The 23960-nt window shown below is 61.8% G+C and carries 21 protein-coding genes; 20 read left to right on the plus strand and 1 reads right to left on the minus strand.

Going from position 1 to position 23960, the window contains the following annotated elements; all coding sequences use genetic code 11:
• Positions 1-20: 20 nt before the first annotated feature.
• The 3 genes from dapA (at position 21) to OH764_RS05385 (ending at position 2991) form a co-directional block, all read left to right on the plus strand.
• On the plus strand, positions 21-947 hold the full coding sequence (gene dapA / locus OH764_RS05375; RefSeq protein ID WP_498848291.1) for a 4-hydroxy-tetrahydrodipicolinate synthase family protein: 927 nt from the start codon (positions 21-23) through the stop codon (positions 945-947).
• A gap of 124 nt (positions 948-1071) precedes the next feature.
• Positions 1072-2211: an NlpB/DapX family lipoprotein gene (bamC, locus tag OH764_RS05380; RefSeq protein WP_498848292.1), complete on the plus strand. Its 1140-nt coding sequence runs from the start codon at positions 1072-1074 to the stop codon at positions 2209-2211.
• 6 nt (positions 2212-2217) lie between these two features.
• A complete protein-coding gene (locus OH764_RS05385) occupies positions 2218-2991 on the plus strand; it encodes an MBL fold metallo-hydrolase (protein ID WP_498848293.1) in 774 nt (257 codons plus the stop codon).
• Positions 2992-3107: 116 nt separating this feature from the next.
• Here OH764_RS05385 and OH764_RS05390 read toward each other — a convergent pair whose 3' ends face one another.
• Complete coding sequence (locus OH764_RS05390) at positions 3108-3806, minus strand: Bax inhibitor-1/YccA family protein (RefSeq protein ID WP_498848294.1); 699 nt, start codon at positions 3804-3806, stop codon at positions 3108-3110.
• Between the two features lie 320 nt (positions 3807-4126).
• Between OH764_RS05390 and ndk the strand changes: the two genes are divergently transcribed.
• The 17 genes from ndk (at position 4127) to OH764_RS05475 (ending at position 23894) form a co-directional block, all read left to right on the plus strand.
• Positions 4127-4552 (plus strand): nucleoside-diphosphate kinase, encoded by a 426-nt coding sequence (gene ndk, locus OH764_RS05395; RefSeq protein ID WP_498848295.1) that lies wholly within the window; start codon positions 4127-4129, stop codon positions 4550-4552.
• A gap of 160 nt (positions 4553-4712) precedes the next feature.
• The gene (gene rlmN / locus OH764_RS05400) at positions 4713-5864 is read left to right on the plus strand and encodes a 23S rRNA (adenine(2503)-C(2))-methyltransferase RlmN (protein WP_498848296.1); all 1152 of its coding nucleotides are present in this window, start codon (positions 4713-4715) and stop codon (positions 5862-5864) included.
• A 216-nt stretch (positions 5865-6080) separates the two neighbouring features.
• Entirely contained in the window at positions 6081-7169 is a 1089-nt protein-coding gene (locus tag OH764_RS05405) for a helix-turn-helix domain-containing protein (RefSeq protein WP_498848297.1), read from the plus strand.
• A gap of 85 nt (positions 7170-7254) precedes the next feature.
• Positions 7255-8571, plus strand: coding sequence for a flavodoxin/ferredoxin-dependent (E)-4-hydroxy-3-methylbut-2-enyl-diphosphate synthase (gene ispG / locus OH764_RS05410; RefSeq protein WP_498848298.1), 1317 nt, complete (start codon positions 7255-7257; stop codon positions 8569-8571).
• Between the two features lie 20 nt (positions 8572-8591).
• The gene (hisS, locus tag OH764_RS05415; protein ID WP_027775401.1) at positions 8592-9932 is read left to right on the plus strand and encodes a histidine--tRNA ligase; all 1341 of its coding nucleotides are present in this window, start codon (positions 8592-8594) and stop codon (positions 9930-9932) included.
• Between the two features lie 78 nt (positions 9933-10010).
• On the plus strand, positions 10011-10640 hold the full coding sequence (locus tag OH764_RS05420; RefSeq protein WP_498848299.1) for a YfgM family protein: 630 nt from the start codon (positions 10011-10013) through the stop codon (positions 10638-10640).
• Positions 10641-10716: 76 nt separating this feature from the next.
• Entirely contained in the window at positions 10717-11862 is a 1146-nt protein-coding gene (gene bamB, locus OH764_RS05425) for an outer membrane protein assembly factor BamB (RefSeq protein WP_498848300.1), read from the plus strand.
• A gap of 670 nt (positions 11863-12532) precedes the next feature.
• Positions 12533-13870, plus strand: coding sequence for a ribosome biogenesis GTPase Der (der, locus tag OH764_RS05430; protein WP_027775398.1), 1338 nt, complete (start codon positions 12533-12535; stop codon positions 13868-13870).
• Between the two features lie 142 nt (positions 13871-14012).
• Positions 14013-14249: an RNA chaperone Hfq gene (gene hfq / locus OH764_RS05435; protein WP_006051315.1), complete on the plus strand. Its 237-nt coding sequence runs from the start codon at positions 14013-14015 to the stop codon at positions 14247-14249.
• A gap of 73 nt (positions 14250-14322) precedes the next feature.
• Positions 14323-15495 (plus strand): GTPase HflX, encoded by a 1173-nt coding sequence (gene hflX, locus OH764_RS05440; protein WP_033379419.1) that lies wholly within the window; start codon positions 14323-14325, stop codon positions 15493-15495.
• 47 nt (positions 15496-15542) lie between these two features.
• Positions 15543-16937, plus strand: a complete 1395-nt coding sequence (hflK, locus tag OH764_RS05445; RefSeq protein WP_498848301.1) for a protease modulator HflK — start codon at positions 15543-15545, stop codon at positions 16935-16937.
• A gap of 12 nt (positions 16938-16949) precedes the next feature.
• A complete protein-coding gene (gene hflC, locus OH764_RS05450) occupies positions 16950-17852 on the plus strand; it encodes a protease modulator HflC (protein WP_408410112.1) in 903 nt (300 codons plus the stop codon).
• 46 nt (positions 17853-17898) lie between these two features.
• On the plus strand, positions 17899-18090 hold the full coding sequence (locus OH764_RS05455) for a DUF2065 domain-containing protein (protein ID WP_498848302.1): 192 nt from the start codon (positions 17899-17901) through the stop codon (positions 18088-18090).
• A gap of 226 nt (positions 18091-18316) precedes the next feature.
• The gene (locus OH764_RS05460; protein WP_498848303.1) at positions 18317-19468 is read left to right on the plus strand and encodes an ATP phosphoribosyltransferase regulatory subunit; all 1152 of its coding nucleotides are present in this window, start codon (positions 18317-18319) and stop codon (positions 19466-19468) included.
• Between the two features lie 252 nt (positions 19469-19720).
• Positions 19721-21067 (plus strand): adenylosuccinate synthase, encoded by a 1347-nt coding sequence (locus OH764_RS05465; protein ID WP_020065551.1) that lies wholly within the window; start codon positions 19721-19723, stop codon positions 21065-21067.
• 3 nt (positions 21068-21070) lie between these two features.
• Complete coding sequence (locus OH764_RS05470) at positions 21071-21661, plus strand: phosphoribosyltransferase (protein ID WP_020065552.1); 591 nt, start codon at positions 21071-21073, stop codon at positions 21659-21661.
• A gap of 346 nt (positions 21662-22007) precedes the next feature.
• Entirely contained in the window at positions 22008-23894 is a 1887-nt protein-coding gene (locus OH764_RS05475) for a potassium transporter Kup (RefSeq protein WP_027775393.1), read from the plus strand.
• Positions 23895-23960: the final 66 nt, after the last annotated feature.

A 23960-nucleotide genomic window follows, 5' to 3' on the forward strand; every position in this document is an offset into this window, starting at 1 on the left:
GATCAAATTCATGGCGTTTCATGACTAACGGCAATCAATCCGGCAACCCGCGCGGCAACGACGGCGTTCAGATTCGCGGCAGCATTCCTGCCATCATCACCCCGATGCTCGAAGACGGCAGCCTCGATCTGCCGGCATTTCGCAAACTGATCGACTGGCACGTCGCGGAAGGCACGAATGCGCTCGTCGTCGTCGGCACGAGCGGCGAGTCGGCTACGTTGTCGGTCGAAGAACACGTGCTCATGGTCAAGACTGCGGTGGAGCACACGGCGGGCCGGATTCCGGTGATCGCGGGCTCGGGCGGCAACTCGACTACTGAGGCTATCGAACTTACGCGCCAGGCGAAGGAAGTGGGGGCTGACGCCACGCTGCAGGTCGTGCCGTACTACAACAAGCCGACGCAGGAAGGCATCTATCGTCATTTCGCAAAAATCGCTGAAACGGTAGACCTTCCGGTGATTTTGTATAACGTGCCGGGCCGCACGGTTGCGGACATGAGCAACGAGACGATTCTGCGTTGCGCGCAGGTGCCGGGCATCATCGGGGTGAAAGAAGCGACGGGCAATATCGATCGGGCCGCGCATCTGATCAAGTCGGCACCGGCTCACTTCGGCATCTACAGCGGCGACGACCCCACGGCGATCGCGTTAATGCTGCTCGGCGGTCACGGCAATATCTCGGTTACCGCGAACGTCGCGCCGCGCGCCATGAGCGAACTGTGCAAGGCCGCCCTGGCTGCGGACGCAAAGACAGCCCGCGAGATTCATCTGAAGCTCCTGTCGCTGCATAAGAACCTGTTCATTGAATCGAATCCGATTCCCGCGAAATGGGCACTGCAGCAATTGGGTCGTGTGCAAGGCGGAATCCGCCTGCCGCTTACGCCACTCGACGCGCAATACCATGAAGTGGTGCGCGGCGCGCTGCGCGAAGCGGGGCTGCTCGGCTAGGCGGCCCGTCCGCGTACCCTCGGCGCTTACCCAGTCCACTGGCATTCCCTTAACCGACGTCGATCCAGCCCACGTTCCCGGCACACAGAACCAGGCACCGCGTTCCAGCATCACGAAGGACCTCATGAAACGTTCCGCACTTTCCCTCCACGCAACCCGCATGGCGGCGCTGACGCTTGCCTTGGTGACGCTCGCCGGCTGTGACACCCTGAACGACTGGTTTGCCTCCGATCGCGTGAATTACAAAGGCGCAGGCAGTGCGCCGCCGCTCGCCGTGCCCGGCGATCTGACCACCACGCCGACCGATCAGCGCTACGTCGCACCTCCGGCCAATCTGGCGCTGGGTGGCGCCACGCAGCGCGCGGTTACGGCTGCCGGCAATTCCACGGAAGGCCAGCCGACCGCGCAGGACCCGTATGGCATGCACATCGAGCGCGACGGCGACCGCCGCTGGCTGGTGGTCGACGGCCGCTCTCCGGAACAACTGTGGCCGCAGTTGCAGGAGTTCTGGCAGGAGAACGGTTTCGCGCTGAAAACCGACGCGCCGGCCACCGGCATCATGGTGACCGACTGGGCTGAAAATCGCGCCAACATTCCCGACGACTGGTTCCGCCGTACGGTGGGCAAGGTGATCGACTTCGCTTATTCGTCGGGCACCCGTGACAGTTTCCGCACGCTCGTGTCGCGTGGTCCGTCGGACACAACCGACATTTCCGTCACGCATAGCGCAATGGAAGAGGTGTTGACGGGGCAGGACAAGACATCGTCGCGTTGGGAAGAGCGTCCGCGCGATCCGGCGCTCGAGGCGCTGTTTTTGACCAAGCTGATGCAGAAATTCGGCCTGACCGAAGCACAGTCGAAGCAGCTGCTGACGGAGGCGCACCCTGCTACTGCGCCGGCTACGCTCGACAAGAGCGCGGGCACTTCCACGCTGGATCTGCAGGAATCGTTCGACCGCGCATGGCTGCGCGTCGGTCTCGCGCTTGACCGCACGAATTTCACTGTGGACAACCGCGACCGCGCGAAGGGCATTTATTACGTGCGCTACGCCGATTCGATGCAGGAGCTGAAGAAAGAAGGGCTTTTCGGCAAGCTGTTCTACAGCGGCAATTCGTCGAAAAAACCGGGGCAGGAGTTCCTGGTCAACGTGCGCCCGAAGGGTGACACGGTGACGCAAGTGGCAGTGCTCGACGCGAACGGGCAGATCGACAATTCATCCGACGCGCAGCGCATCGTAACGCTCCTGCACGCGCAACTGAACTAACGGGCCGTGCGATTCGCAAGTCTTGGCAGTGGCAGTGAGGGCAACGCATTGTTGGTGGAGGCGCAAAGCGGCGTGACTACCACGCGTGTGCTGCTCGACTGCGGCTTTTCCGCCAAGGAAGTCGAACGGCGCCTGACGCGGCTCGGCTGTAGCGCCGAAGGTCTCGACGCCATCCTGATCACTCACGAACACAGCGACCACATCGGCAGCGCGCTGACACTGGCGCGCAAGTGGTCGATCCCGCTGTACATGAGTTGGGGCACCGCCCGCGCAGTGGGCGCCGACGAGGCCAATGTCGACCTGCAAGTGCTGTGGGGCGATGAGGCTGTGGCGATCGGCGACCTGAGCGTTCTTCCGTACACGGTTCCTCACGACGCCCGCGAGCCGTTGCAATACGTGTTCTCAAATGGCGCGAGCCGCCTTGGCGTTTTGACGGATGTCGGCACTTCCACGCCGCATATCAGTTCAGTGCTGAGTGGTTGCGACGCGCTCGTGCTCGAATGCAATCACGACGTGCGGATGCTGGCCGGAAGCCGCTATCCGCAATCGCTGAAGGCGCGCATTGGCGGCAATCATGGGCATTTGAACAACGACGCCGCAGCTGAAATTCTGGCTTCACTCGATCGCTCCAAGCTGCGCCATCTGGTGGCCGCACACTTAAGTCAGCAGAACAATTTGCCGGAACTGGCGCGGGCTGCCATGGCAAGCGTGCTGGGCGCGGCGCCGACTGACGTCGTAGTGGCGTCGCAGGCCGAAGGGTTTGAGTGGCTGGGTTTGTGAGCGTTGCGGATTGCTCAACGAAAAAAGCCCATAACGAGCAATCGTTATGGGCTTTTTCTACGGCGGGGCGGCTGGTGCCACCAAGCAATGCCGCGCCTGAGATCGGCGCGTAGAACTTAGTTGCGGTTGCCGCCGAAGATGCCGAGCAGCGCAAGCAGGTTCACGAACACGTTGTACAGGTCGAGATAGATCGCGAGCGCTGCCGTGATGTAGTTCGTCTCACCACCGTTCACCACGCGTTGAACGTCGAACAGCATATACGCCGAGAAAATCACGATGGCCATGACGGAAACCGTGAGCATCAACGCCGGCAGGTGCAGGAACACGTTCGCGACGGACGCCAGCAGCAGCACGATCACGCCCATGAAGAGCCACTTGCCGAGACCGGAGAAGTCGCGCTTGCTGACGGTCGCAATGGTTGCCATCGACGCGAAAATCACACCGGTGCCACCGAAGGCGAGCATGATGAGCGACGGGCCGTTGGAGAAACCCAGCACGAAGCCGAGAATGCGCGACAGCATCAAGCCCATGAAGAACGTGAAGCCGAGCAGCACGAACACGCCGGCAGCGCTCTCCTTCGTTTTCTCGATCGCGAACATGAAGCCGAAGGCGATCGCGAAGAACGCCAGCATGCTCATGGCCGGACTTGTGGCGGCGAACAGCGAGAACCCCGTGGCCAAGCCTACCCACGCGCCGAGCACTGTCGGAATCATGGACAGTGCGAGCAGCCAATAGGTGTTTCGTAGCACGCGGTTACGCGTGTCCACCGTGCTGACCGCGCCAGTGCGGCCAAAGCTATACGGATGATCGTTCATGGTCTCTCCTTACGTCAGAAGCGTGTTGCGTGGTGGTATCAGCGGTTTATCCAGCGCTCTTGCAGCGGGCCGCGCCGGAAGCTTTCTGCCCCGGTTGCGGACTACTCGTTCCTAAGATCGGTGCGTTGGCAGGGAGTTTCAATACCATCACCAACTTGGAGTGCATTAAAAAGTGCTCACGAGGCCTACGCTACCAGCATTCAGAAACTCCTGCTTTGAGTCTTTCAATGCTGTAAGGGTTCAATCGCAATCATACACGGGAACATGCTACAATAGCGGATTCATTTGAATCTGTAACCTCTTAATTTTTTGGAGTTTTTATGGCGATCGAACGCACCCTGTCGATTATCAAGCCGGACGCAGTGGCCAAGAACGTGATCGGCCAGATCTACAGCCGTTTCGAAAACGCTGGCCTGAAGATCGTGGCTTCGCGCATGGTTCATCTGTCGCGCGCCGACGCCGAGAAGTTCTACGCAGTGCACGCTGCACGTCCGTTCTTCAAGGACCTGGTCGATTTCATGATTTCGGGCCCGGTGGTCGTTCAGGTGCTGGAAGGCGAAAACGCTATCCTGAAGCACCGTGACCTGATGGGTGCAACGGATCCGAAGAAGGCGGAAAAGGGCACGATCCGCGCCGACTTCGCCGACAGCATCGACGCAAACGCAGTGCACGGCTCCGACGCCGCTGAAACGGCTGCAGTTGAAATTGCATTTTTCTTCCCGCAAGTGAACGTCTACTCGCGCTAATGCTGGATTGCCCCGGCGGTTGTGCAGCCGGTTTCGTTTAGTCACACGAATCGCTGGGCAAAGTAGTAAGGTAAAAGCAGCAGGGATGGGCGCGAACGGCTTTGCGTTCATGCAGCTTGTTGCATGAACGCATTCTCGCACTGAAATGGCAGGATTCGATATGACGAGCAGTTCCACCGTCAACCTTCTCGACCTCGACGCCCAAGGGCTCGTCGCCTATTGCGACAGTCTGGGCGAGAAGCCGTTTCGCGCCAAGCAATTGCAGCGCTGGATTCACCAGTACAACGCTGCAGACTTCGACGGCATGACCGATCTCGCGAAGTCCTTGCGCGAAAAGCTGAAAGGCCGCGCCACGATCTCGATGCCGGGCATTGTCAGCGACCATATTTCGACCGACGGCACACGCAAGTGGCTGATCGACGTCGGCAACAGCAACGCAGTCGAAACCGTTTTCATTCCGGAAGAAACGCGCGGCACGCTATGCGTGTCGTCGCAAGCGGGGTGCGCGGTGAACTGCCGCTTCTGTTCGACCGGCAAGCAGGGTTTCTCCCGCAATCTCACGACCGGCGAGATCATCGGTCAGTTGCGCATGGCCGAGTTCGCGCTGCGGGCGTCGCGCGGGGGGGGCGGCGGTCGCGCCTCTGGCGGCGACGGCAAAGGTGAGCGCGTCGTCACGAATGTCGTGATGATGGGTATGGGCGAGCCGCTCCTGAACTACGACGCGGTCGTGCCTGCCATGCGCCTGATGCTCGACGACAACGCGTACGGCTTGTCGCGCCGGCGCGTGACGCTGTCGACCTCGGGCGTCGTGCCCATGATGGACCGGCTTGGCGCCGATCTGCCCGTTGCGCTGGCTGTTTCGTTGCATGCGCCGAGCGATCCGTTGCGCGACATGCTGGTGCCGCTGAACAAGAAATATCCGCTGCGCGAATTGATGGCGGCTTGCCAGCGCTATCTGAAAGTCGCGCCGCGCGATTTCATTACTTTCGAATATTGCATGCTCGACGGCGTGAACGACAGCGAAGCGCAAGCGCGCGAGTTGCTGGCGCTCACGCGCGACGTGCCATGCAAGTTCAACCTCATTCCGTTCAATCCGTTTCCCGAGTCGGGCCTCGTGCGCTCGAAACAGGAACAGATCAAGCGGTTTGCACAAGTGTTGATGGACGCGGGCGTCGTCACCACGGTGCGTAAAACACGCGGCGATGATATCGACGCTGCCTGCGGTCAGTTGGCCGGTGCGGTGAAAGACCGCACGCGCCTTGCTGAGCGCACCGGGAAGGCAGCGAAGATCATTGAAGTTCGTGCCGTGTAGGTCGCAAGGGCGGCGCCTGCGGGTATTAGGGCGCGAAACGCCCGTCAATACTCTAAAGCGCCAGGCATGCCGGCGATTGAAAAGAAAGTTTGCAGAATCGATCGGAAGCGGCACATGAGGCCGCGCATTTTGTTATAAACGGTCTGCGATTCGGACATGAAGTTTGGACCGGTCCGGTCGCACGAGTGAAAAAGAATCGACGCGAAAGGATTTGGGATGAGTGAGCCGCAGCACCCGCAGCCGCAGGACACAGACACGAACGAGAGCCACCCGGCATCTGCCCCGCGGGCGGCGCTGCAGCCTGTCGTACAGCCTGTTGCTCAGCCGGGCCTCGACTCGCTTGCGGCGGTTGGCGCGCGCTTGACGCAACTGCGCGAGTCGAAGGGCTGGTCGATCGAAGACGTGTCGGCCCGGCTGAAAGTGGCGCCCGCCAAGTTGCGCGCGCTCGAATCGGGCGACATCAGCCACTTGCCGGACACCACTTTCGCTCTCGGTGTGGTGCGCAGCTACGCCAAGATGCTCGGCGCCGATCCTGCTCCGTTCACGCAGGCATTGCGCCGCGAGAAGGGTGTGGCGACGCCGGATCTATCAATGCCCGCATCCTCAGGCAAGGACTTGCCGCGCGGCCGTGTGTCGCTGTCGCTTGGCGGCGGCGCACAAAAAAGCCGCTCGTGGTTGTGGGGCGTGGCGGCGGTGATTGTCGCGGTAATTTCGCTCGCCATGTGGCATACCAATGGGGGCGATTCAACAGCATGGCTCGCGCGCCTGAAGGCAAGCGCGAATGGTGGGGCCGGTGGCGCCACGGGCGCGTCGGGCGCTGTCGCGCAAGGCCCTGCGGCGGGATCGGAGGCAATTGCGCAAGAAGCTGCGTCCGAGTCCGAGGCGCAGGCTGGCGGCCAGAGCGGAGCGTCGGCTACGCCGATGCCCGTGCCGCTTGCGGCCGGCACCGCGCCAGCTTCCGCGCCGCCCGTGACGGCGGCGCCTGCTGCTAGCGCTCCGGCGGTTGTGGCCGGTGAGCCGGCGAAGGCAGCGACGACAGCATCGGCGCCGGTCGCGGGGTCCGCAATCATCGCGCTGCGCGTGACCAAAGACAGCTGGTTCAGTGTGCGCGGCAAGGACGGCAAAGAAGTGTTCTCCGGCCTCGTGCATGCTGGCGATACAAAGGAAGTGACGGGCGAGGCGCCTTTCAAGGTCACGGTCGGCAACAAGGCCGGTCTTGAGTCGTTGACGCTGGACGGTCAGCCGGTCGATCCGTCGAAATATGCGGCGGCGAAAGGCAATGTGGCGCGCTTTGCGCTGCCTTGATACAGACGGTGTGCGCCGCGGCCAACCGGACCGCGGCGCTTTTTCAATTGAGGCGTCGCATCTTTGTGTGACGCGCGTGGCGTAAATGGGTTTTTCGATGCAATCCGAAGCTCAATCCCAATCCAGTAGCAAGATCGTGTCAAACGAGCCGGTGTTCGGCGGACAGGCTGCGCGGCGCAAGTCGCATGCGGTCGACGTCCGCTGGGGTGGCCAGCTCGTCACCATCGGGGGCGATGCGCCCGTGCGCGTCCAGTCGATGACGAACACGGACACCGCCGACGCGATTGGTACGGCCATCCAGATCAAGGAGTTGGCGCAAGCCGGCTCGGAACTGGTTCGTATCACGGTCAATACGCCGGAGGCAGCCGCGGCTGTGCCGGCGGTGCGCGAGCAGCTCGACCGCATGGGCGTGTCGGTGCCGCTCGTCGGCGATTTTCACTACAACGGCCACTTGCTGCTGCGCGATTACCCCGCGTGCGCGGAGTCGTTGTCGAAATACCGGATCAATCCTGGCAACGTTGGGCACGGCGCGAAACGCGACACCCAGTTCGCGCAGATGATCGAAGCGGCGGCGAAGTACGACAAGCCGGTGCGCATCGGCGTTAACTGGGGCAGTCTGGACCAGGACCTCCTCGCGAAAATGATGGACGAAAACGCCGCCCGCGCGACGCCGTGGGAAGCGCAAAGCGTCATGTACGAAGCGCTGATCCAGTCGGCGATCGGCTCGGCCGAGCGCGCGGTTGAACTCGGCCTCGCGCGCAACAAGATCATTCTGTCGTGCAAGGTGAGCGGCGTGCAGGACCTGATCGCGGTGTACCGCGAACTGGCGCGCCGTTGCGATTTCGCGCTGCACCTGGGCTTGACGGAAGCGGGCATGGGCTCCAAGGGCATCGTCGCGTCCACGGCGGCGCTGTCGGTGCTGCTGCAGCAAGGCATCGGCGACACGATCCGTATCTCGCTGACTCCGGAGCCGGGCGCGTCGCGTACCGGCGAGGTCATCGTCGGCCAGGAAATTCTGCAGACCATGGGCCTGCGCTCGTTCACACCGATGGTGATCGCGTGCCCCGGCTGTGGCCGCACGACGAGCACGCTGTTCCAGGAGCTCGCGTCGCAAATCCAGACGTATCTGCGCACGCAGATGCCGGTGTGGCGCGATCAGTACCCTGGCGTCGAGAAAATGCATGTCGCGGTGATGGGCTGCATCGTCAACGGTCCGGGCGAGTCGAAGCAGGCGAACATCGGTATCAGCCTGCCTGGTTCGGGCGAGAATCCGGCAGCGCCGGTCTTCATCGACGGCGAGAAGGTAAAGACGCTGCGCGGCGAAAACATTGCGCAAGAATTCCAGCAAATCGTGAGTGACTACGTCGAGCGCCGGTACGGCCGCGCCGAGGCGCTCAACTAAACATCGGCTATCGGATACAGATGACTGAACAGAAGAAAAAGCTCGAAAAGCTGTCGGGCGTGAAGGGCATGAACGACATCCTTCCGCAGGACGCCGGGCTGTGGGAATTTTTCGAAACCACCGTCAAGTCGATGTTGCGTTCGTACGGATACCAGAATATTCGTACGCCGATCGTCGAACATACGCAGCTGTTCACGCGCGGTATCGGCGAAGTGACCGACATCGTCGAGAAAGAGATGTACAGCTTCACCGACGCGTTGAACGGTGAAAATCTGACTATGCGCCCGGAAAATACGGCGGCGGTGGTGCGCGCGGCGATCGAGCACAACATGTTGTACGACGGCCCGAAGCGCCTGTGGTACATCGGCCCGATGTTCCGTCACGAGCGTCCGCAACGCGGCCGCTATCGCCAGTTCCATCAGGTCGGCGTGGAAGCGTTGGGCTTTGCCGGTCCGGACGCGGACGCTGAAATCATCATGATGTGCCAGCGCTTGTGGGACGACTTGGGCTTGACCGGCATCAAGCTCGAAATCAATTCGCTCGGTCTCGCGGAAGAACGCGCGGCGCATCGCGTCGAACTGATCGCTTACCTCGAAAAGCACATGGACGTGCTCGACGAAGACGCGAAGCGCCGTCTCTATACGAACCCGCTGCGCGTGCTCGACACGAAGAATCCGGCGCTGCAGGAAGTCGCGCAGAACGCGCCGAAGCTGATCGATTTCCTCGGCGAGGAGTCGCGCGCGCACTTCGAAGGTTTGCAGCGCATTCTCAAAGCGAACAACATTCCGTTCAAGATCAATCCGCGTCTCGTGCGCGGTCTCGATTACTACAATCTGACCGTGTTCGAATGGGTGACGGACAAGCTGGGCGCGCAGGGCACCGTCGCGGCGGGCGGCCGTTACGATCCGCTGATCGAGCAGCTAGGCGGCAAGCCCACGGCGGCGTGCGGCTGGGCGATGGGCATCGAGCGAATTCTCGAGTTACTGAAGGAAGATCAGCTCGTGCCTGAAGACGAAGGTTGCGACGTCTACGTAGTCCATCAAGGTGACGCCGCGCGCGAGCAGGCTTTCATTATTGCCGAGCGGCTGCGCGACACCGGCCTCGACGTGATCCTGCATTGCAGCGCTGACGGCCAGTCGGCGAGCTTCAAATCGCAGATGAAGCGCGCTGACGCAAGCGGCGCCGCGTTCGCGGTGGTGCTCGGCGAAGATGAGATCGCGAACGGTACGGTCGGGGTCAAACCGCTGCGAGATACGCAGGCGAGCGGTGGTAAAAACGAGCAACATAACGTGCCCGCCGAAGACTTGACCGAATTTCTAATCAATGCGATGGTTGCAACCGCCGAAGACGGCGACGACTGATCGCGATGTCGTCGAGCCGGTTGGTGACCAATCAGGCTCGACACGCACACGTAGCAAGAAAGAGGAAATCGCCGGGCAATGAGTTACCACGACGAACAAGAATCAATTGAAGGTCTGAAGGCTTGGTGGGCGCAATGGGGTAGTGCAACCACATGGATCGTGCTGGTGGCGCTGGTCGCCTCGGCAGGCTGGAACGGCTGGAATTTCTGGCAGCGGCGTCAGGCGGCGGAAGCCGCTGTGTTGTATGACCAGGTGCAGCAGGCTGTGGCGTCGGGCGACAAGGCGAAGATCACGCGGGTCGCTGCAGACATGGAAGACAAGTTCAGCCGCACGGCCTACGCGCAAATGACCGCGCTCGGCGCAGCCAAGGCACTCTATGCCGCAGGCGACGAAGCCGCGGCGAAAGCCCAGCTGCAATGGACCATCGATCACGCGAAGGACGACGAGTTCAAGCAGATCGCCAAGCTGCGGCTTGCTTCGCTGTTGCTCGACGAAAAGGCTTACGACCAAGGTCTCGCACTGCTCGCCGAGCCGCAGTCCGATGCGTTCAAAGGCATCGTCGCAAACGGCCGCGGCGATTTGCTCGCTGCTCAGGGCAAGCGTGACGACGCGCGCGCGGCCTACAAGCTCGCGCTCGAATCGCTGTCGAAGAACGACAGCTCCGCACGCCAGTTGATCCAGTTCAAGCTCGACGCGCTGGGCGGCTAAGCGCCGGGTGCGGTGCACCGCGTGCAACGACCAACCGGTCTTTCTTTAACCTATTTCCTGAATGCTTCGTCCACCGATGAATCTGCTGAAACGTTACGCTGTGCCCGTTGTCTGTGCGATGACCGTCCTCGCTCTCGCGGCATGCTCATCCACGAAAGACGAGCGCCGCGTGCCGACGCCGCTCACCGAGTTCAAACCCGTGCTCGACGTGCAGCAAGCCTGGAAGACGAGCGTCGGTAAGGCAGGTCGTTATCTGTTCTCGCCGGTTGCGGTCGGCGACGCCGTCTATGCGGCCGGCCAGAACGGCTCGGTGGCGAAGATCGACGCACAAACCGGCAAAGACATCTGGCGAGTCAAGCTGCACGACGACATTTCCGCAGGTGTCGGCAGCGACGGCACGTTGGCGGCGGTCGGCGGCCTGAAGGGCGACGTCTATGTGCTCGGCGCGGACGGCAAGCAATTGTGGACGGCCAAGGCACCGGGCGAAATCATTTCGCCGCCGCTCGTCGGCAACGGTCTGGTCGTCGTGCGTACCGTGGACGGACAGATCGTCGCATTCAATGCGCAAACGGGCGAGCAGAAGTGGAACTACCGCAACCGCGCGGTGCCGCTGAACCTGCGCGTGTCCTCCGGTATGACTTTCGCCGGCGACGCAGCCGTGCTGGCCGGGTTCCCCGGCGGTGCGTTTGCCGCGATCAATCTGCAAACGGGTGAGAACTACTGGCAAACGCCGGTTTCTTATCCGAAGGGCGTAACCGAAGTGGAGCGCATCAACGACGTGACCGGACCGCCCACGCTGGTCGGCTCGGAAACCTGTGCGGTGACGTTCCAAGGGCAGATCGGCTGTTTCGATGCGAACTCTGGCCGTGCGCTGTGGGAAAAGGCGTTCTCGAGCGCGAGCGGTCTCGCGCAGGACGACCGCGCGGTTGTCGCAGCGGACGACTGGTCGGTCGTATCCGCGTTCGACGTCACGAATGGCACGCAACTGTGGAAGAACGACAAGCTCAAGAATCGCGAACTGGGCGTGCCGTTCATCCTCGGTCGTGCGGCCGTGCTTGGCGACTACCAAGGGTATGTGCATTTCCTGTCGCGCGACGACGGAACGATAGTCGCACGCATGAAGACCGACGGCAGCGCGATTTCGGCGGCACCGGTGCTGGCCGGCGAAACGCTCGTCGTGCAAACGCGCGACGGCGACCTGTACGGTTATCGTCCGCGTTGATTTTGCGGGAACGCCGCCCAAGCGGGCAGGCCGGCTTTACCGGTAAAACGCTTTTGGCGGTGGATGCAGGTGCCGTGTCCTTTGCGTTCAGCGGCGCACGCGTTGTCTCTCAAGGCGGCGTCGCAAGTAAGTGTGGAAATGGAATTCCGTCACGCTGGCTGGGTCGGCAGGCCGACAAGAACGGCTGAGTAAATTGGCCAACGGCAACGGCCGGCGAAAGCAGCCAACGAAAGCGGCCAACGAAGCGGCTGACAACAGCGACTGAGAACCAGCGGCCGACCAACGCGGCCGAGAAAACCCAGCTGCGAAAGTCACTCAGCGAAGGCGGCAAACAAAGCGGCGACCAACGGCAGCGTACAGCGGTGACGCACACACGGGCCAACAGAAACGACCCATGTGGTTGGTTGAGCGCTCGCGGCGCCGTCCTTTGGCCACTGCAAGACGGGCAGCGCAATTCGCGAGCGAACTGCCCGCAGCAAAACGAAGCCTCGTAGCCTCGCCGCGCTGCCATACAGTCAAACCCCCGTCCGCCTCGGCGCGCATATGGACAGCGCAGCCGGGGCTGGCCGAATTCGTGATAATTTTCGTCAAACGCTGCCGTCTAGCGGCGCAATGGCGTCGCAACGCGGACGGTCGATTCCGATCCGCGTTTCACTGTGAACAACATCTGATGAAACCCGTTATTGCCCTCGTAGGGCGCCCCAATGTGGGGAAATCCACGCTCTTCAATCGTCTCACGCGTTCGCGTGATGCGCTCGTTGCCGATCTGCCCGGCCTTACACGCGATCGCCACTACGGTGAAGGGCGTACAGGCGAGCGGCCGTACCTGGTCGTCGACACCGGCGGTTTCGAGCCCGTCGCGAAAGACGGCATTCTCCATGAGATGGCGCGCCAGACGCGCCAGGCAGTGGAGGAATCGGACATCGTCGTGTTCATCGTCGACGGTCGCAATGGCCTTGCGCCGCAAGACAAGTCAATTGCCGACTACTTGCGCAAGACCGGCCGGCCAATTTTCCTCGTCGTCAACAAGGCCGAGGGCATGAAGTACAGCACGGTCGCCGCCGATTTCTACGAGCTCGGTCTCGGCGATCCGCGCGCAATTTCGGCTGCACACGGCGACGGCGTCACCGAGATGATCAATGAGGCGCTCGGCGTCGCTTACGCGGGTCAGCCCGAGGAAAGCGACGACGAGAAGGAAGCGCGCGGCGTAAAGATCGCGATCGTCGGCCGTCCGAACGTCGGCAAGTCGACGTTGATCAACGCACTGGTCGGCGAAGAGCGCGTGATCGCGTTCGATATGCCGGGCACTACGCGCGATTCGATCTACGTCGACTTCGAGCGCCAGGGTAAGCCGTACACGCTGATCGATACGGCCGGCTTGCGCCGTCGCGGCAAGGTGTTCGAAGCGATCGAGAAGTTCTCGGTGGTGAAAACGCTGCAGTCGATTTCGGACGCGAATGTCGTGATTCTGCTGCTCGACGCGCGTCAGGACATTTCGGAACAGGACGCGCATATCGCCGGCTTCGTGGTGGAGCAAGGTCGTGCGCTGGTGGTCGGCGTAAACAAGTGGGACGGGCTCGATTCGCATGTGCGCGAGCGCACCAAGGCGGATCTCGAACGCAAACTAAAATTCCTCGACTTCGCCAAGTTCCATTTCATTTCTGCAGCAGAAAAGACAGGTATCGGCCCGCTGATGCGGTCGGTGGACGACGCGTACGCCGCGGCAATGGCCAAGCTGCCCACGCCGAAGCTCACGCGTGCGCTGATCGATGCAGTGGAATTCCAGCAGCCGCGTCGCCGTGGTCCGGTGCGGCCGAAATTGCGTTACGCGCACCAAGGTGGACAGAATCCCCCGATCATTGTGATTCATGGCAACGCACTCGACGCGATCACCGAAACGTACAAACGCTACCTTGAAAACCGCTTCCGTGAAACTTTCAAGCTGACCGGGACTCCATTGCGAATAGAGTTCAGATCGTCGACCAACCCTTACGCGGACAAAGGCTGAAACCCGCATGTGCGTTGGGTTTGACCGCTTGGGCAGGGTGCCCGCGCGAAAACGAAAATCGGCTATAGTGTAGCGGTTGACGGCGGATACCTTTTCTTCTGTCGTCAATTTAGTCAACCTGCAAAAAAATACGGAGTTTGCTATGAGCAACAAAGGGCAATTGTTACAAGACCCGTTTTTGAACGCACTGCGTAAAGAGCATGTGCCGGTGTCGATCTACCTGGTCAACGGCATCAAGCTTCAAGGGAACATTGAATCGTTCGACCAGTACGTCGTGTTGCTCCGGAATACGGTCACCCAGATGGTCTACAAGCACGCAATCTCGACTGTCGTGCCAGCCCGTCCGGTGAATTTCCACCCGGATTCTGAACAGTCCTAAACCCCCGTCGCGGCCGGCGTAGCGTCGCCCGTTGGCGATCACCTCCGGCCGCCTCATTTTGATACCCTCCAATTTGATCAATGCAGCGCTTGTCGGCATCGACTTCGGTAAGATCGATTTCGAAGCCAGTCTCGAAGAACTCAGCCTGCTCGCGCAAAGCGCGGGCGCGAATCCTCTAGTCACCCTCACCGGGCGCCGGGCAAGTCCCGATGCGAAGATGTTCGTCGGCAGCGGCAAGGCCGAAGAACTGCGTCTCGCGTGTGAGGCGAACGACATCGAACTCGTCATTTTCAACCACGCTCTTGCGCCTGCCCAGCAGCGCAATCTGGAGCAAGCGCTTAATCGGCGCGTGGTCGACCGCACGAGTCTCATCCTCGATATTTTTGCGCAACGCGCCCGCAGCCATGAAGGCAAGCTGCAGGTGGAACTCGCGCAATTGCAGTATCTGTCGACGCGGCTAATCCGCGCATGGACCCACCTTGAGCGGCAAAAAGGCGGTATCGGCTTGCGCGGTCCAGGCGAAACGCAGCTCGAAACCGACCGCCGGCTGATCGGCGAGCGCATCAAGGCGCTCAAGACGCGGCTCGAAAAACTGCGCCGTCAGCATGGCACGCAGCGCCGCCAGCGCTCCCGCAATCAGACCATGTCGGTCTCGCTCGTCGGCTACACGAACGCAGGCAAGTCCACGCTCTTCAACGCGCTCACGAAGGCGCAGGCGTATGCGGCCGACCAGCTGTTCGCTACGCTCGACACGACTTCCCGTCGCGTTTATCTCGGCGACGAAGCAGGGCAGGTGGTGGTGTCCGACACGGTCGGCTTCATTCGCGAACTGCCCCACCAACTGGTTGCCGCGTTTCGCGCCACGCTCGAGGAAACAATTCACGCCGATCTACTACTGCATGTCGTCGACGCGTCGAGCGCCGTGCGTCTCGATCAGATCGATCAGGTCAACGAGGTCTTGCACGCGATCGGTGCGGACACGATCCGGCAGGTGCTCGTGTTCAACAAGATCGACGCAGTGCCGGAGTTGGCGGCCCGCGGGGACGCGGTCGAGCGGGACGAGTATGGTAATATTTCGCGCGTCTTTTTGAGCGCGCGCACGGGGCAGGGGCTGGATACATTGCGCGCTGCCATTGCTGAGATCGCCACTGCGGAAGCTCTGTCCGATACGCCGCATGACTCCTCGGAAGAAGACCGGTCGGCGGCACCGCGCGACGAGCGCAAGGTCTCAGAACTCGGGCACTGACCCGTTCCAATTGCATACCCGCTGTCTACTCTGGTGAACGAACACAGGTGAACGATTACAACGAGCGGAGTATCTGGCTGCGCATGCGCGCCATGTTTTCACTGAACGATCCCCGCTGGGGCCGTGGCGACGGCAATGGCGAGCGTCAGCGGCCGGGTGAGCCCAAGCGTCCACAGACTAAGGAAGGTGAAGGTCCTCCCGATCTCGACGAGATGTGGCGGGATTTCAACCGCCGTCTGAGCCGCATGTTCGGCCGCAAGGGCGGCGGTGTCGGCGGCGGGCGTCCCGACAACGGTCGCGGCGCACGCATCGGCGTGGGCATCGTCATCGGCGTGCTGATCGCCATCTATCTCGGCAGTGGTGTGTTCGTCGTGCAAGACGGCCAGGCCGGCGTTGTGATGCAGTTCGGCAAATATCGCTACACGGCAGGGCAAGGCGTGCACTGGCGGCTGCCTTATCCGTTCGAAGCGCATGAGCTCGTCAATATCGGCCAGGTTCGCCAGGTGGAAATCGGCCGCAATAACGTGGTGCGTCTCGCGAACGTAAAAGACGCGTCCATGCTCACGCACGACGCGGACATCGTCGACGTGCGCTTTGCGGTGCAGTACCAGATCCGCAAGCCGACCGATTACCTCTTTCGCAGCGTCGATCCCGATCAGGGTGTGATGCAGGCCGCGCAGGCGGCGGTGCGCGGCATCGTCGGCGCGCGTAGCACAGACGAAATTCTTGGTCAGGATCGCGAAGTAATTCGTCAGCAATTAATGGCGGCGATCCAGCAATCGCTCGATGAATATCAGTCCGGCCTCGCCGTGACCGGTGTGACGATCCAGGGCGTGCAGGTTCCCGACAGGGTGCAGGCCGCGTTTGACGACGCTGCCAAAGTCCGTCAGGAAAACGAGCGTGCGAAGCGCGACGCGCAGGCGTATGCCGCTGATCTGCTGCCGCGCGCGCAAGCCGATGTGGCGCGCCAGATCGACGACGCGAAAACCTACAGCGACAAAACGGTGGCTGAGGCGCAAGGCGACGCCGAACGCTTCAAGCAGGTCTATGCGCAGTACTCGAAAGCGCCCGCGGTCATTCGCGAGCGCATGTATCTGGAAACCATGCAGCAGATCTATTCGAATACGACGAAGGTATTTGTGGACAGCAAGAGCGGCAACAATGTGCTGTATCTGCCGCTCGACAAGCTGGTCGAGCAGACTCGTCAACGGGTGGCCGATACTGCAGCAGCCGCCACGGCGGCATCGGGCGGCGTGGCCGCCGGCGCGCCGCAGGCAGCGACTTCCAATGCGCCCGCCGCAGGCGGACCGACGGCGGCAGCGCCTGCAATGTCCGCGTCCGCCGCAGCCGCCACGCCCGCCAGCCGGGCGGCGGCCAGCAGCGACGCGCTGCGCTCACGCGACTCCTTCCGCAGCCGTACGCGTGAAGACGACGTTCAATAAGGGGCGCACATCATGAACAAGATCATTGCGCTCGTCATCGCCGTTGTCATCGTGCTGTTTGCCGCTTCGTCGATGGTATTCGTCGTCGACCAGCGTCATATGGCAGTGTTGTCCCCGCGTGGCGACGCCGCTCCCACCTTGCTCGGTCCAGGCTTGCACGTGAAGTTGCCTCCGCCGTTGCAAACGGTGACGCTCGTCGATAACCGCATCCAGTCGCTCGACGCGCCGGACGAAGATCGCTACGTCACTTCGGACAAGAACGATCTGTTGGCGAACCCGGTCGTCAAATATCGCGTGACCGATCCGCTGAAGCTGCTGGCCGAAACGAAGGGCGACGTACAGAGCCTGCCGGACCGCATCGCCCTTGTTGCGCGCAGTGCGCTCGGCGACGCGTTCGGCAAGTACACGTTATCCGACGCATTGGCCAAACAGCAGGCACTTGCCGACGAAGCCCGCGCCGCGATGGCGAAGAGTGCGGCGTCGCTGGGCGTGTCGGTCGTGGACGTCCAGTTGACGCGGGTCGATGTTCCGGCCTCCATGGCTGACTCGGTCTACAAGCGGATGATCGCCGAACGCGAGCAGGCCGCGGCCGACGAGCGCGCGAAGGGTGCCGCCGAGGCCGACAAGATCCGGGCGGACGCGGTCGCGCAACAGCAGGCGATTCTCGCGGACGGTTACCGTCAGGCGCAAACCATCAAGGGCGAAGGCGACGCAAACGCAGCCGAGATCGCCGCGCAAGCGTACGGCAGCGACCCGGAGTTCTATCAGTTCTACCAAAGCATGCAGGCGTACCGGAAGACCTTCAAGCCAGGCGACGTAATCGTGGTCGATCCGAGCAACGAGTTCTTCCGCTTCATGCGCAGTTCGACCGGCGGCCTCGCCCCGGACGCTTCCGCGGCCCCGCGCAAACACTAATAACCCGGAACGCCGCGGCATTCGCATCGCGGCCCCCTTCTCTAGCATGGATATAGTCGGCTCGTTACTGCTCGCGATCGCGTTGATGCTGATTATCGAGGGGATGTTCCCGTTCGTTTTTCCGACCGCCTGGCGCGACACGTTCCGTAGAATAGCGGAACGACCGGCGCATCAGATTCGTGTCGGCGGGCTGATCGTGATGCTGCTCGGGCTGGTCCTGCTGTTTTTCGTGACCTGAGGCAGCAGGCCGGTTAGCGCGATGCCGCGTGCGGCGCGACTTCGTGTGTGAGCAAGGTCGCACATTTGCACGGCGGCTCGCTGCAGAACCCGCGCTTTCGGTCCCGCGCAAGCCGCGGGCGCCTCCGGGAAGCCGCCGAACTCGCCAGAATCGGGCCCTGGCCCGCCAAATACACTCATTTAACGGCGCACTCAGCCGCCGTGTTCAACGTCGTAGGACTGTATCGATGTCGACCTGGTTACTTCCCGAGAACATTGCCGACGTGCTGCCGTCGGAAGCCCGCAAGATCGAAGAGTTGCGGCGCCATCTGCTGGACCGTTTCCGCTCGTACGGCTACGAGATGGTGATGCCGCCGATGCTCGAATACATCGAGTCGCTGCTGACGGGCGGCGGGCACGACCTCAATCTGCGCACGTTCAAGCTCGTCGATCAGTTGTCCGGACGCACGCTCGGCCTGCGCGCCGACATTACGCCGCAGGTCGCGCGTATCGACGCTCATCTGCTGAATCGCCAGGGCGTCACGCGTCTTTGCTATGCCGGAAATGTCGCGCACACGCGGCCGCGCGGCTTGCACGCGACGCGCGAGCAGATTCAGATCGGCGCCGAAATCTACGGTCATGCGGGGCTCGAGGCCGATCTGGAAATCCAGCAGCTAATGCTCGATGCGCTCCGTCTGGCGGGCCTTGCCAAGGTGCGTCTCGACCTGTGCCACGCGGGCGTGCTCGCTGCATTGATCGAAGCGGAACCGGCGGCGGCCGAGCTTGGACAATCGCTGTACGACGCGCTGGCGGGCAAGGACGTGCCGCGGCTCGTCGAATTGACCGCGAACCTCACGGCCGTGACACGCGATGCGTTGCGCTCGCTGCCCTCGCTTTACGGGGACGCCTCGGTGCTCGAAGAGGCACGCGCCCGCTTGCCGAATGCGCCGGCTATCGCGCGCGCGCTCGACGACCTCGCATTCCTCGCGAGCCAGGTGGAAGGCGCCGAAGTCATGATCGACCTCGCCGATCTGCGCGGCTACGCGTATCACAGCGGCGTCATGTTCTCGGCCTACGTGGACGGCGTGCCGAATGCCGTTGCGCGCGGCGGCCGTTACGACCATGTCGGGCAGGCTTATGGGCGGGCGCGGGCGGCGACGGGCTTTTCGCTCGATCTGCGCGAAGTGGCGCGCATCTCGCCCGTCGAAGCGCGCAGCAGTGCGATCCTCGCGCCGTGGCAGCACGACGACGCGCTGCGCGCGAGCGTCGCCGCGTTGCGCGATGCGGGCGAAGTGGTGATTCAGGCACTGCCTGGTCACGAGCACGACCTGGATGAATTCGCGTTCGACCGCGTGTTGGTCGAGCGCAACGGCGCATGGACGGTCGAACCGCGTTCCTGAGCACGCTTCCGAGCGTGTTCCTGAGCGCGCTGCGATACGAGCCGTTCGAGGGCTCGTTCGAGGGCCATTTCTGCTGGCCTGTCAGAGCGCCTCTAACGCAACGTGCATGAGTCGCCGAGCGCGGCGCGGTGAGAAGCCGCGCTTCTTCGCAATACCCACCATAACGTGCATACCGTTGAGCGGAAACGGAAAAATTCCGGATGCTTCCGCGAACCTAGGTAGAATACGTTTTTAACCAGCTTACGAAACAACATGTCTGCCAGCGCAGTGAATGTGAACCCCGGGCGTAACGTCGTCGTCGTGGGGACCCAGTGGGGTGATGAAGGCAAGGGCAAGATCGTCGACTGGCTGACGGACCACGCCCACGGCGTCGTTCGCTTCCAGGGCGGTCACAATGCCGGTCACACGCTTATCATCGGTGGCAAGAAAACCATCTTGCGTCTGATTCCGTCGGGCATCATGCATCCCGGCGTCGCGTGCTACATCGGTAATGGCGTCGTGTTGTCGCCGGAAGCGCTGTTCAAGGAAATTGGCGAGCTCGAAGCCGCCGGCGTCGACGTTCAGAAACGCCTGTTCATTTCCGAAGCCACCACGCTCATTCTGCCGTACCACATTGCTATCGACCAGGGCCGCGAAGCGCGCCGCGGTGCGAGCAAAATCGGCACTACCGGCCGTGGCATCGGCCCGGCCTACGAAGACAAGGTGGCGCGCCGCGGCTTGCGCGTGCAGGACCTCTTCGAGCCGGAGACTTTCGCTGAACGCCTGCGCGAAAATCTGGACTATCACAACTTCGTACTGACGCAGTACCTGGGCGTCGCCGCTGTCGATTTCCAGCAAACGCTCGACACGATGCTGGGCTATGCCGACCGTCTGAAGCCAATGGTGACCGACGTGTCGCGCCGTTTGTACGACGCGAACGCCGCCGGCAGCAACCTGTTGTTCGAAGGCGCGCAAGGCACGCTGCTCGATATCGACCACGGTACGTATCCGTTCGTCACGTCGAGCAATTGCGTCGCGGGCGCGGCGACTGCGGGTGCGGGCGTGGGTCCGCAGAAGCTGAACTACATCCTCGGCATCACCAAAGCGTACTGCACACGCGTCGGTTCGGGCCCGTTCCCGAGCGAACTGTACGACGCGGACAACGCCGCGCGTCAGGAAGCAATCGGCCTGGAACTCGCCACCGTCGGCAAGGAATTTGGTTCGGTCACCGGCCGTCCGCGCCGCACCGGCTGGCTCGACGTTGCAGCACTGCGCCGCTCGATCCAGATCAACGGCGTGTCGGGCCTGTGCATGACCAAGCTCGACGTGCTCGACGGCCTCGAAGAAGTGAAGCTCTGCGTCGGCTACACGGTGGACGGCAAGAACGTCGATCTGCTGCCGCGCGGCGCGTCGGAAGTCGCGCGCTGCGAGCCGGTGTACGAAACCTTCGCGGGCTGGAAGGAAAGCACCGTGGGCATCAAGGAATGGGACAAGCTGCCGGCGAACGCGCGTGCGTATCTGTCGCGCGTTCAGGAAGTGGCGGGCATTCCTATCGACATGGTGTCCACGGGTCCGGATCGCGACGAGACCATTCTGCTTCGTCATCCGTTCAAGGCTTAAGCGATGGTGCAAGGTCTCCCCATGATTGCGATGAAAGATCCGCGCAACGACGACAAGAACCTGTGGGTCGGCTGGGACGAATATCACCGGCTGATCGAATTGCTCGCCATGGCCGTGCACGAGTCGGGCTGGAAGTTCGACAAGATCCTGTGCCTCGCGCGTGGCGGTTTGCGCGTGGGCGACCAGCTTTCGCGTATCTACGATCTGCCGCTGGCTATTCTCGCCACGAGTTCGTATCGCGAAGCGGCCGGCACGGAACAGGGCGAACTGGACATCGCGCAATACATCACGATGACGCGCGGCGAACTGCACGGCAACGTGCTGCTCGTCGACGATCTCGTCGATTCAGGCGTCACGCTAGCGCGGGTTCAGCAGCATCTGAAAGAGCGCTATCCGGCGATCACGGCAGTGCGTTCCGCAGTGCTCTGGTACAAAGGCTGCTCGAAAGTGAAGCCCGATTATCACGTGCAGTATCTGCCTACGAATCCGTGGATTCATCAGCCGTTCGAGGAGTGGGACACGGTTCGTCCGCATAACCTCGGCGCGTGGATCAAGCGCGGCGTCGCGCAAGCGCAGGAGTCCTCGGGAAACTGACGAGATGCGCCGCATGTGGCGCGTGCGTTCCTCGCATGGACCATATGCACCGCAGGCATCACAACATTTAGCGGCACTCAGTGCTGCACCGTGCCATGCGACGCATCCAAAGCGGAGCCCGATTGGGCTCCGTTTTTTTATGCGTGCGCAATCACCGGCGCCTACGCTTCGCAGCCTGCGATGACATCCGCCGCATAGCGATTCGCACAGCAGACGCGCACATACCGCAGTGCTACACTGCGCGGACCATCCACGTGGTGTATCCACAACAAGCCGGGCGGCTTCAGGCAGGCGGTTTAGAATAGCGGTCGTTTTTTCCGCCCTGGGAACGGATTTTCTCGCGTTTATGACAGATAACAATCACGTGCACAAACAGCCACTGCCTTCCCTCGCGATCGCCGCGATCGGGGTGGTGTTCGGCGATATCGGCACGAGCCCGTTGTATGCGCTGAAAGAAGCCTTCAGCCCGTCGCATGGCATCCCGCTTACCGATCAATCCATCCTGGGCGTGATTTCGCTGCTGTTCTGGGCCATCGTGATCGTGGTGGGCATCAAGTACGTACTGTTCGTGATGCGCGCGGACAACAACGGCGAGGGTGGCGTGCTCGCGCTCATGGCGCTGGCGCTGCGTTCGCTCGACGAGAAATCGAAAATGGCCGGATTGCTGATGATGCTGGGCATCTTCGGCGCCTGCATGTTTTATGGCGACGCAGTCATTACGCCGGCCATTTCGGTGATTTCCGCAGTCGAGGGGCTGGAGATTGCGGCGCCTCATCTGTCGCATCTCGTATTGCCGCTGACCATAGTGATCCTCGTGCTGCTGTTCTGGATCCAGCGGCACGGCACGGCCACCGTTGGCCGGTTGTTCGGCCCAATCATGCTGGTGTGGTTCGTGGTGCTGGCTGCACTCGGGCTGTGGCATATCGTGCAATCGCCGAACGTGATCCGCGCGCTGAACCCGTATTACGCGTACACCTTCATGGCCGCGCATGTGTTGCAAGCGTATGTCGTGCTTGGGTCGGTGGTGCTGGTACTGACCGGCGCTGAGGCACTCTACGCGGACATGGGCCACTTCGGGGCCAAGCCGATTCGCATGGGCTGGTACGTGCTGGTCATGCCGTCGCTGGTGCTGAACTATTTCGGCCAGGGCGCGTTGCTGATGCACGACGCGAAAGCGATCGAGAATCCGTTCTTCCTGCTCGCACCGCAATGGGCGTTGCTGCCGCTGGTCGTGCTGTCGACGGTCGCGACCGTGATCGCTTCGCAGGCGGTGATTTCAGGCGCGTATTCGCTGACGAGCCAAGCGATCCAGCTCGGCTACGTGCCGCGTATGAAGATCCTGCACACATCCGAACTCGCAATCGGCCAGATCTATGTGCCCGTGGTGAACTGGATGCTGCTGTTCATCATTCTGTGCATCGTGATTGCGTTCAAAAGCTCGGACAATCTGGCGGCCGCATACGGCATCGCGGTAACCGCGACCATGGTCATCACGACCATCCTCGCTTGTGTCGTGATGGTGAAGGTGTGGAACTGGAACAAGTTCCTCGTCGGGCTGATCATCGCCGTGTTCATTACGATCGACTTGGGCTTTTTCGGTGCGAATCTGCTGAAGGTGGAAGAGGGTGGCTGGCTGCCGCTCGGCATCGGCGCGCTGCTGTTCTTCCTGCTGATGACATGGTTCAAGGGCAGGATGATCGTGAAAGAGCGCACGGCCGCCGACGGTATTCCGTTAATGCCGTTCCTGCAGGGCCTGCTCGCGCACCCACCGCATCGCGTATCGGGTACGGCGATTTATCTGACGGGCAGCGATTCGCTCGTGCCGGTCAGCCTGCTGCACAATCTGAAGCACAACAAGGTGTTGCATGAGCGCACGATCTTCCTGACCTTCGTCACGCGCGACATTCCGTATGTGAACGATGCCGAGCGGGTGACGGTGAAGAACATCGACGGTGGTCTGTATCTGGTCAAGGCCGCATACGGGTTCAACGAAACACCGGACGTAAAAGCAGTGCTCACCGAAATCGGCCGTACGCACGACATGACCTTCGAGTTGATGGACACGTCGTTTTTCCTCGCGCGCGAAACGGTGGTGCCGACACAATTGCCAGGCATGTCGGTGTGGCGCGAGCGTGTTTTCGCATGGATGCACCAGAACGCCGCCAAGCCGACGGACTTCTTTAGTATTCCGGCTAATCGCGTAGTGGAGTTGGGTACGAAGATCGAGATATGACGGCGCAGGGCGTGGCTTGCCCGTGTGCGTCGCGTAATGCTTCTGCGGAAACAAGAAACCCACGCA

The organism is Burkholderia sp. M6-3, assembly GCF_050858985.1.
In the GTDB taxonomy this organism is placed as follows: domain Bacteria; phylum Pseudomonadota; class Gammaproteobacteria; order Burkholderiales; family Burkholderiaceae; genus Paraburkholderia; species Paraburkholderia caledonica.

Coding starts and splice junctions, on each gene's coding strand:
- OH764_RS05475 (WP_027775393.1), top strand. CDS start 22,008: ATGACAGATAACAATCACGTGCACAAACAGCCACTGCCTTCCCTCGCG.
- OH764_RS05465 (WP_020065551.1), top strand. CDS start 19,721: ATGTCTGCCAGCGCAGTGAATGTGAACCCCGGGCGTAACGTCGTCGTC.
- OH764_RS05405 (WP_498848297.1), top strand. CDS start 6,081: ATGAGTGAGCCGCAGCACCCGCAGCCGCAGGACACAGACACGAACGAG.
- der (WP_027775398.1), top strand. CDS start 12,533: ATGAAACCCGTTATTGCCCTCGTAGGGCGCCCCAATGTGGGGAAATCC.
- rlmN (WP_498848296.1), top strand. CDS start 4,713: ATGACGAGCAGTTCCACCGTCAACCTTCTCGACCTCGACGCCCAAGGG.
- OH764_RS05470 (WP_020065552.1), top strand. CDS start 21,071: ATGGTGCAAGGTCTCCCCATGATTGCGATGAAAGATCCGCGCAACGAC.
- hisS (WP_027775401.1), top strand. CDS start 8,592: ATGACTGAACAGAAGAAAAAGCTCGAAAAGCTGTCGGGCGTGAAGGGC.
- OH764_RS05420 (WP_498848299.1), top strand. CDS start 10,011: ATGAGTTACCACGACGAACAAGAATCAATTGAAGGTCTGAAGGCTTGG.
- bamB (WP_498848300.1), top strand. CDS start 10,717: ATGAATCTGCTGAAACGTTACGCTGTGCCCGTTGTCTGTGCGATGACC.
- hflC (WP_408410112.1), top strand. CDS start 16,950: ATGAACAAGATCATTGCGCTCGTCATCGCCGTTGTCATCGTGCTGTTT.
- OH764_RS05460 (WP_498848303.1), top strand. CDS start 18,317: ATGTCGACCTGGTTACTTCCCGAGAACATTGCCGACGTGCTGCCGTCG.
- ndk (WP_498848295.1), top strand. CDS start 4,127: ATGGCGATCGAACGCACCCTGTCGATTATCAAGCCGGACGCAGTGGCC.
- OH764_RS05455 (WP_498848302.1), top strand. CDS start 17,899: ATGGATATAGTCGGCTCGTTACTGCTCGCGATCGCGTTGATGCTGATT.
- OH764_RS05390 (WP_498848294.1), bottom strand. CDS start 3,806: ATGAACGATCATCCGTATAGCTTTGGCCGCACTGGCGCGGTCAGCACG.
- dapA (WP_498848291.1), top strand. CDS start 21: ATGACTAACGGCAATCAATCCGGCAACCCGCGCGGCAACGACGGCGTT.
- hfq (WP_006051315.1), top strand. CDS start 14,013: ATGAGCAACAAAGGGCAATTGTTACAAGACCCGTTTTTGAACGCACTG.
- bamC (WP_498848292.1), top strand. CDS start 1,072: ATGAAACGTTCCGCACTTTCCCTCCACGCAACCCGCATGGCGGCGCTG.
- ispG (WP_498848298.1), top strand. CDS start 7,255: ATGGGTTTTTCGATGCAATCCGAAGCTCAATCCCAATCCAGTAGCAAG.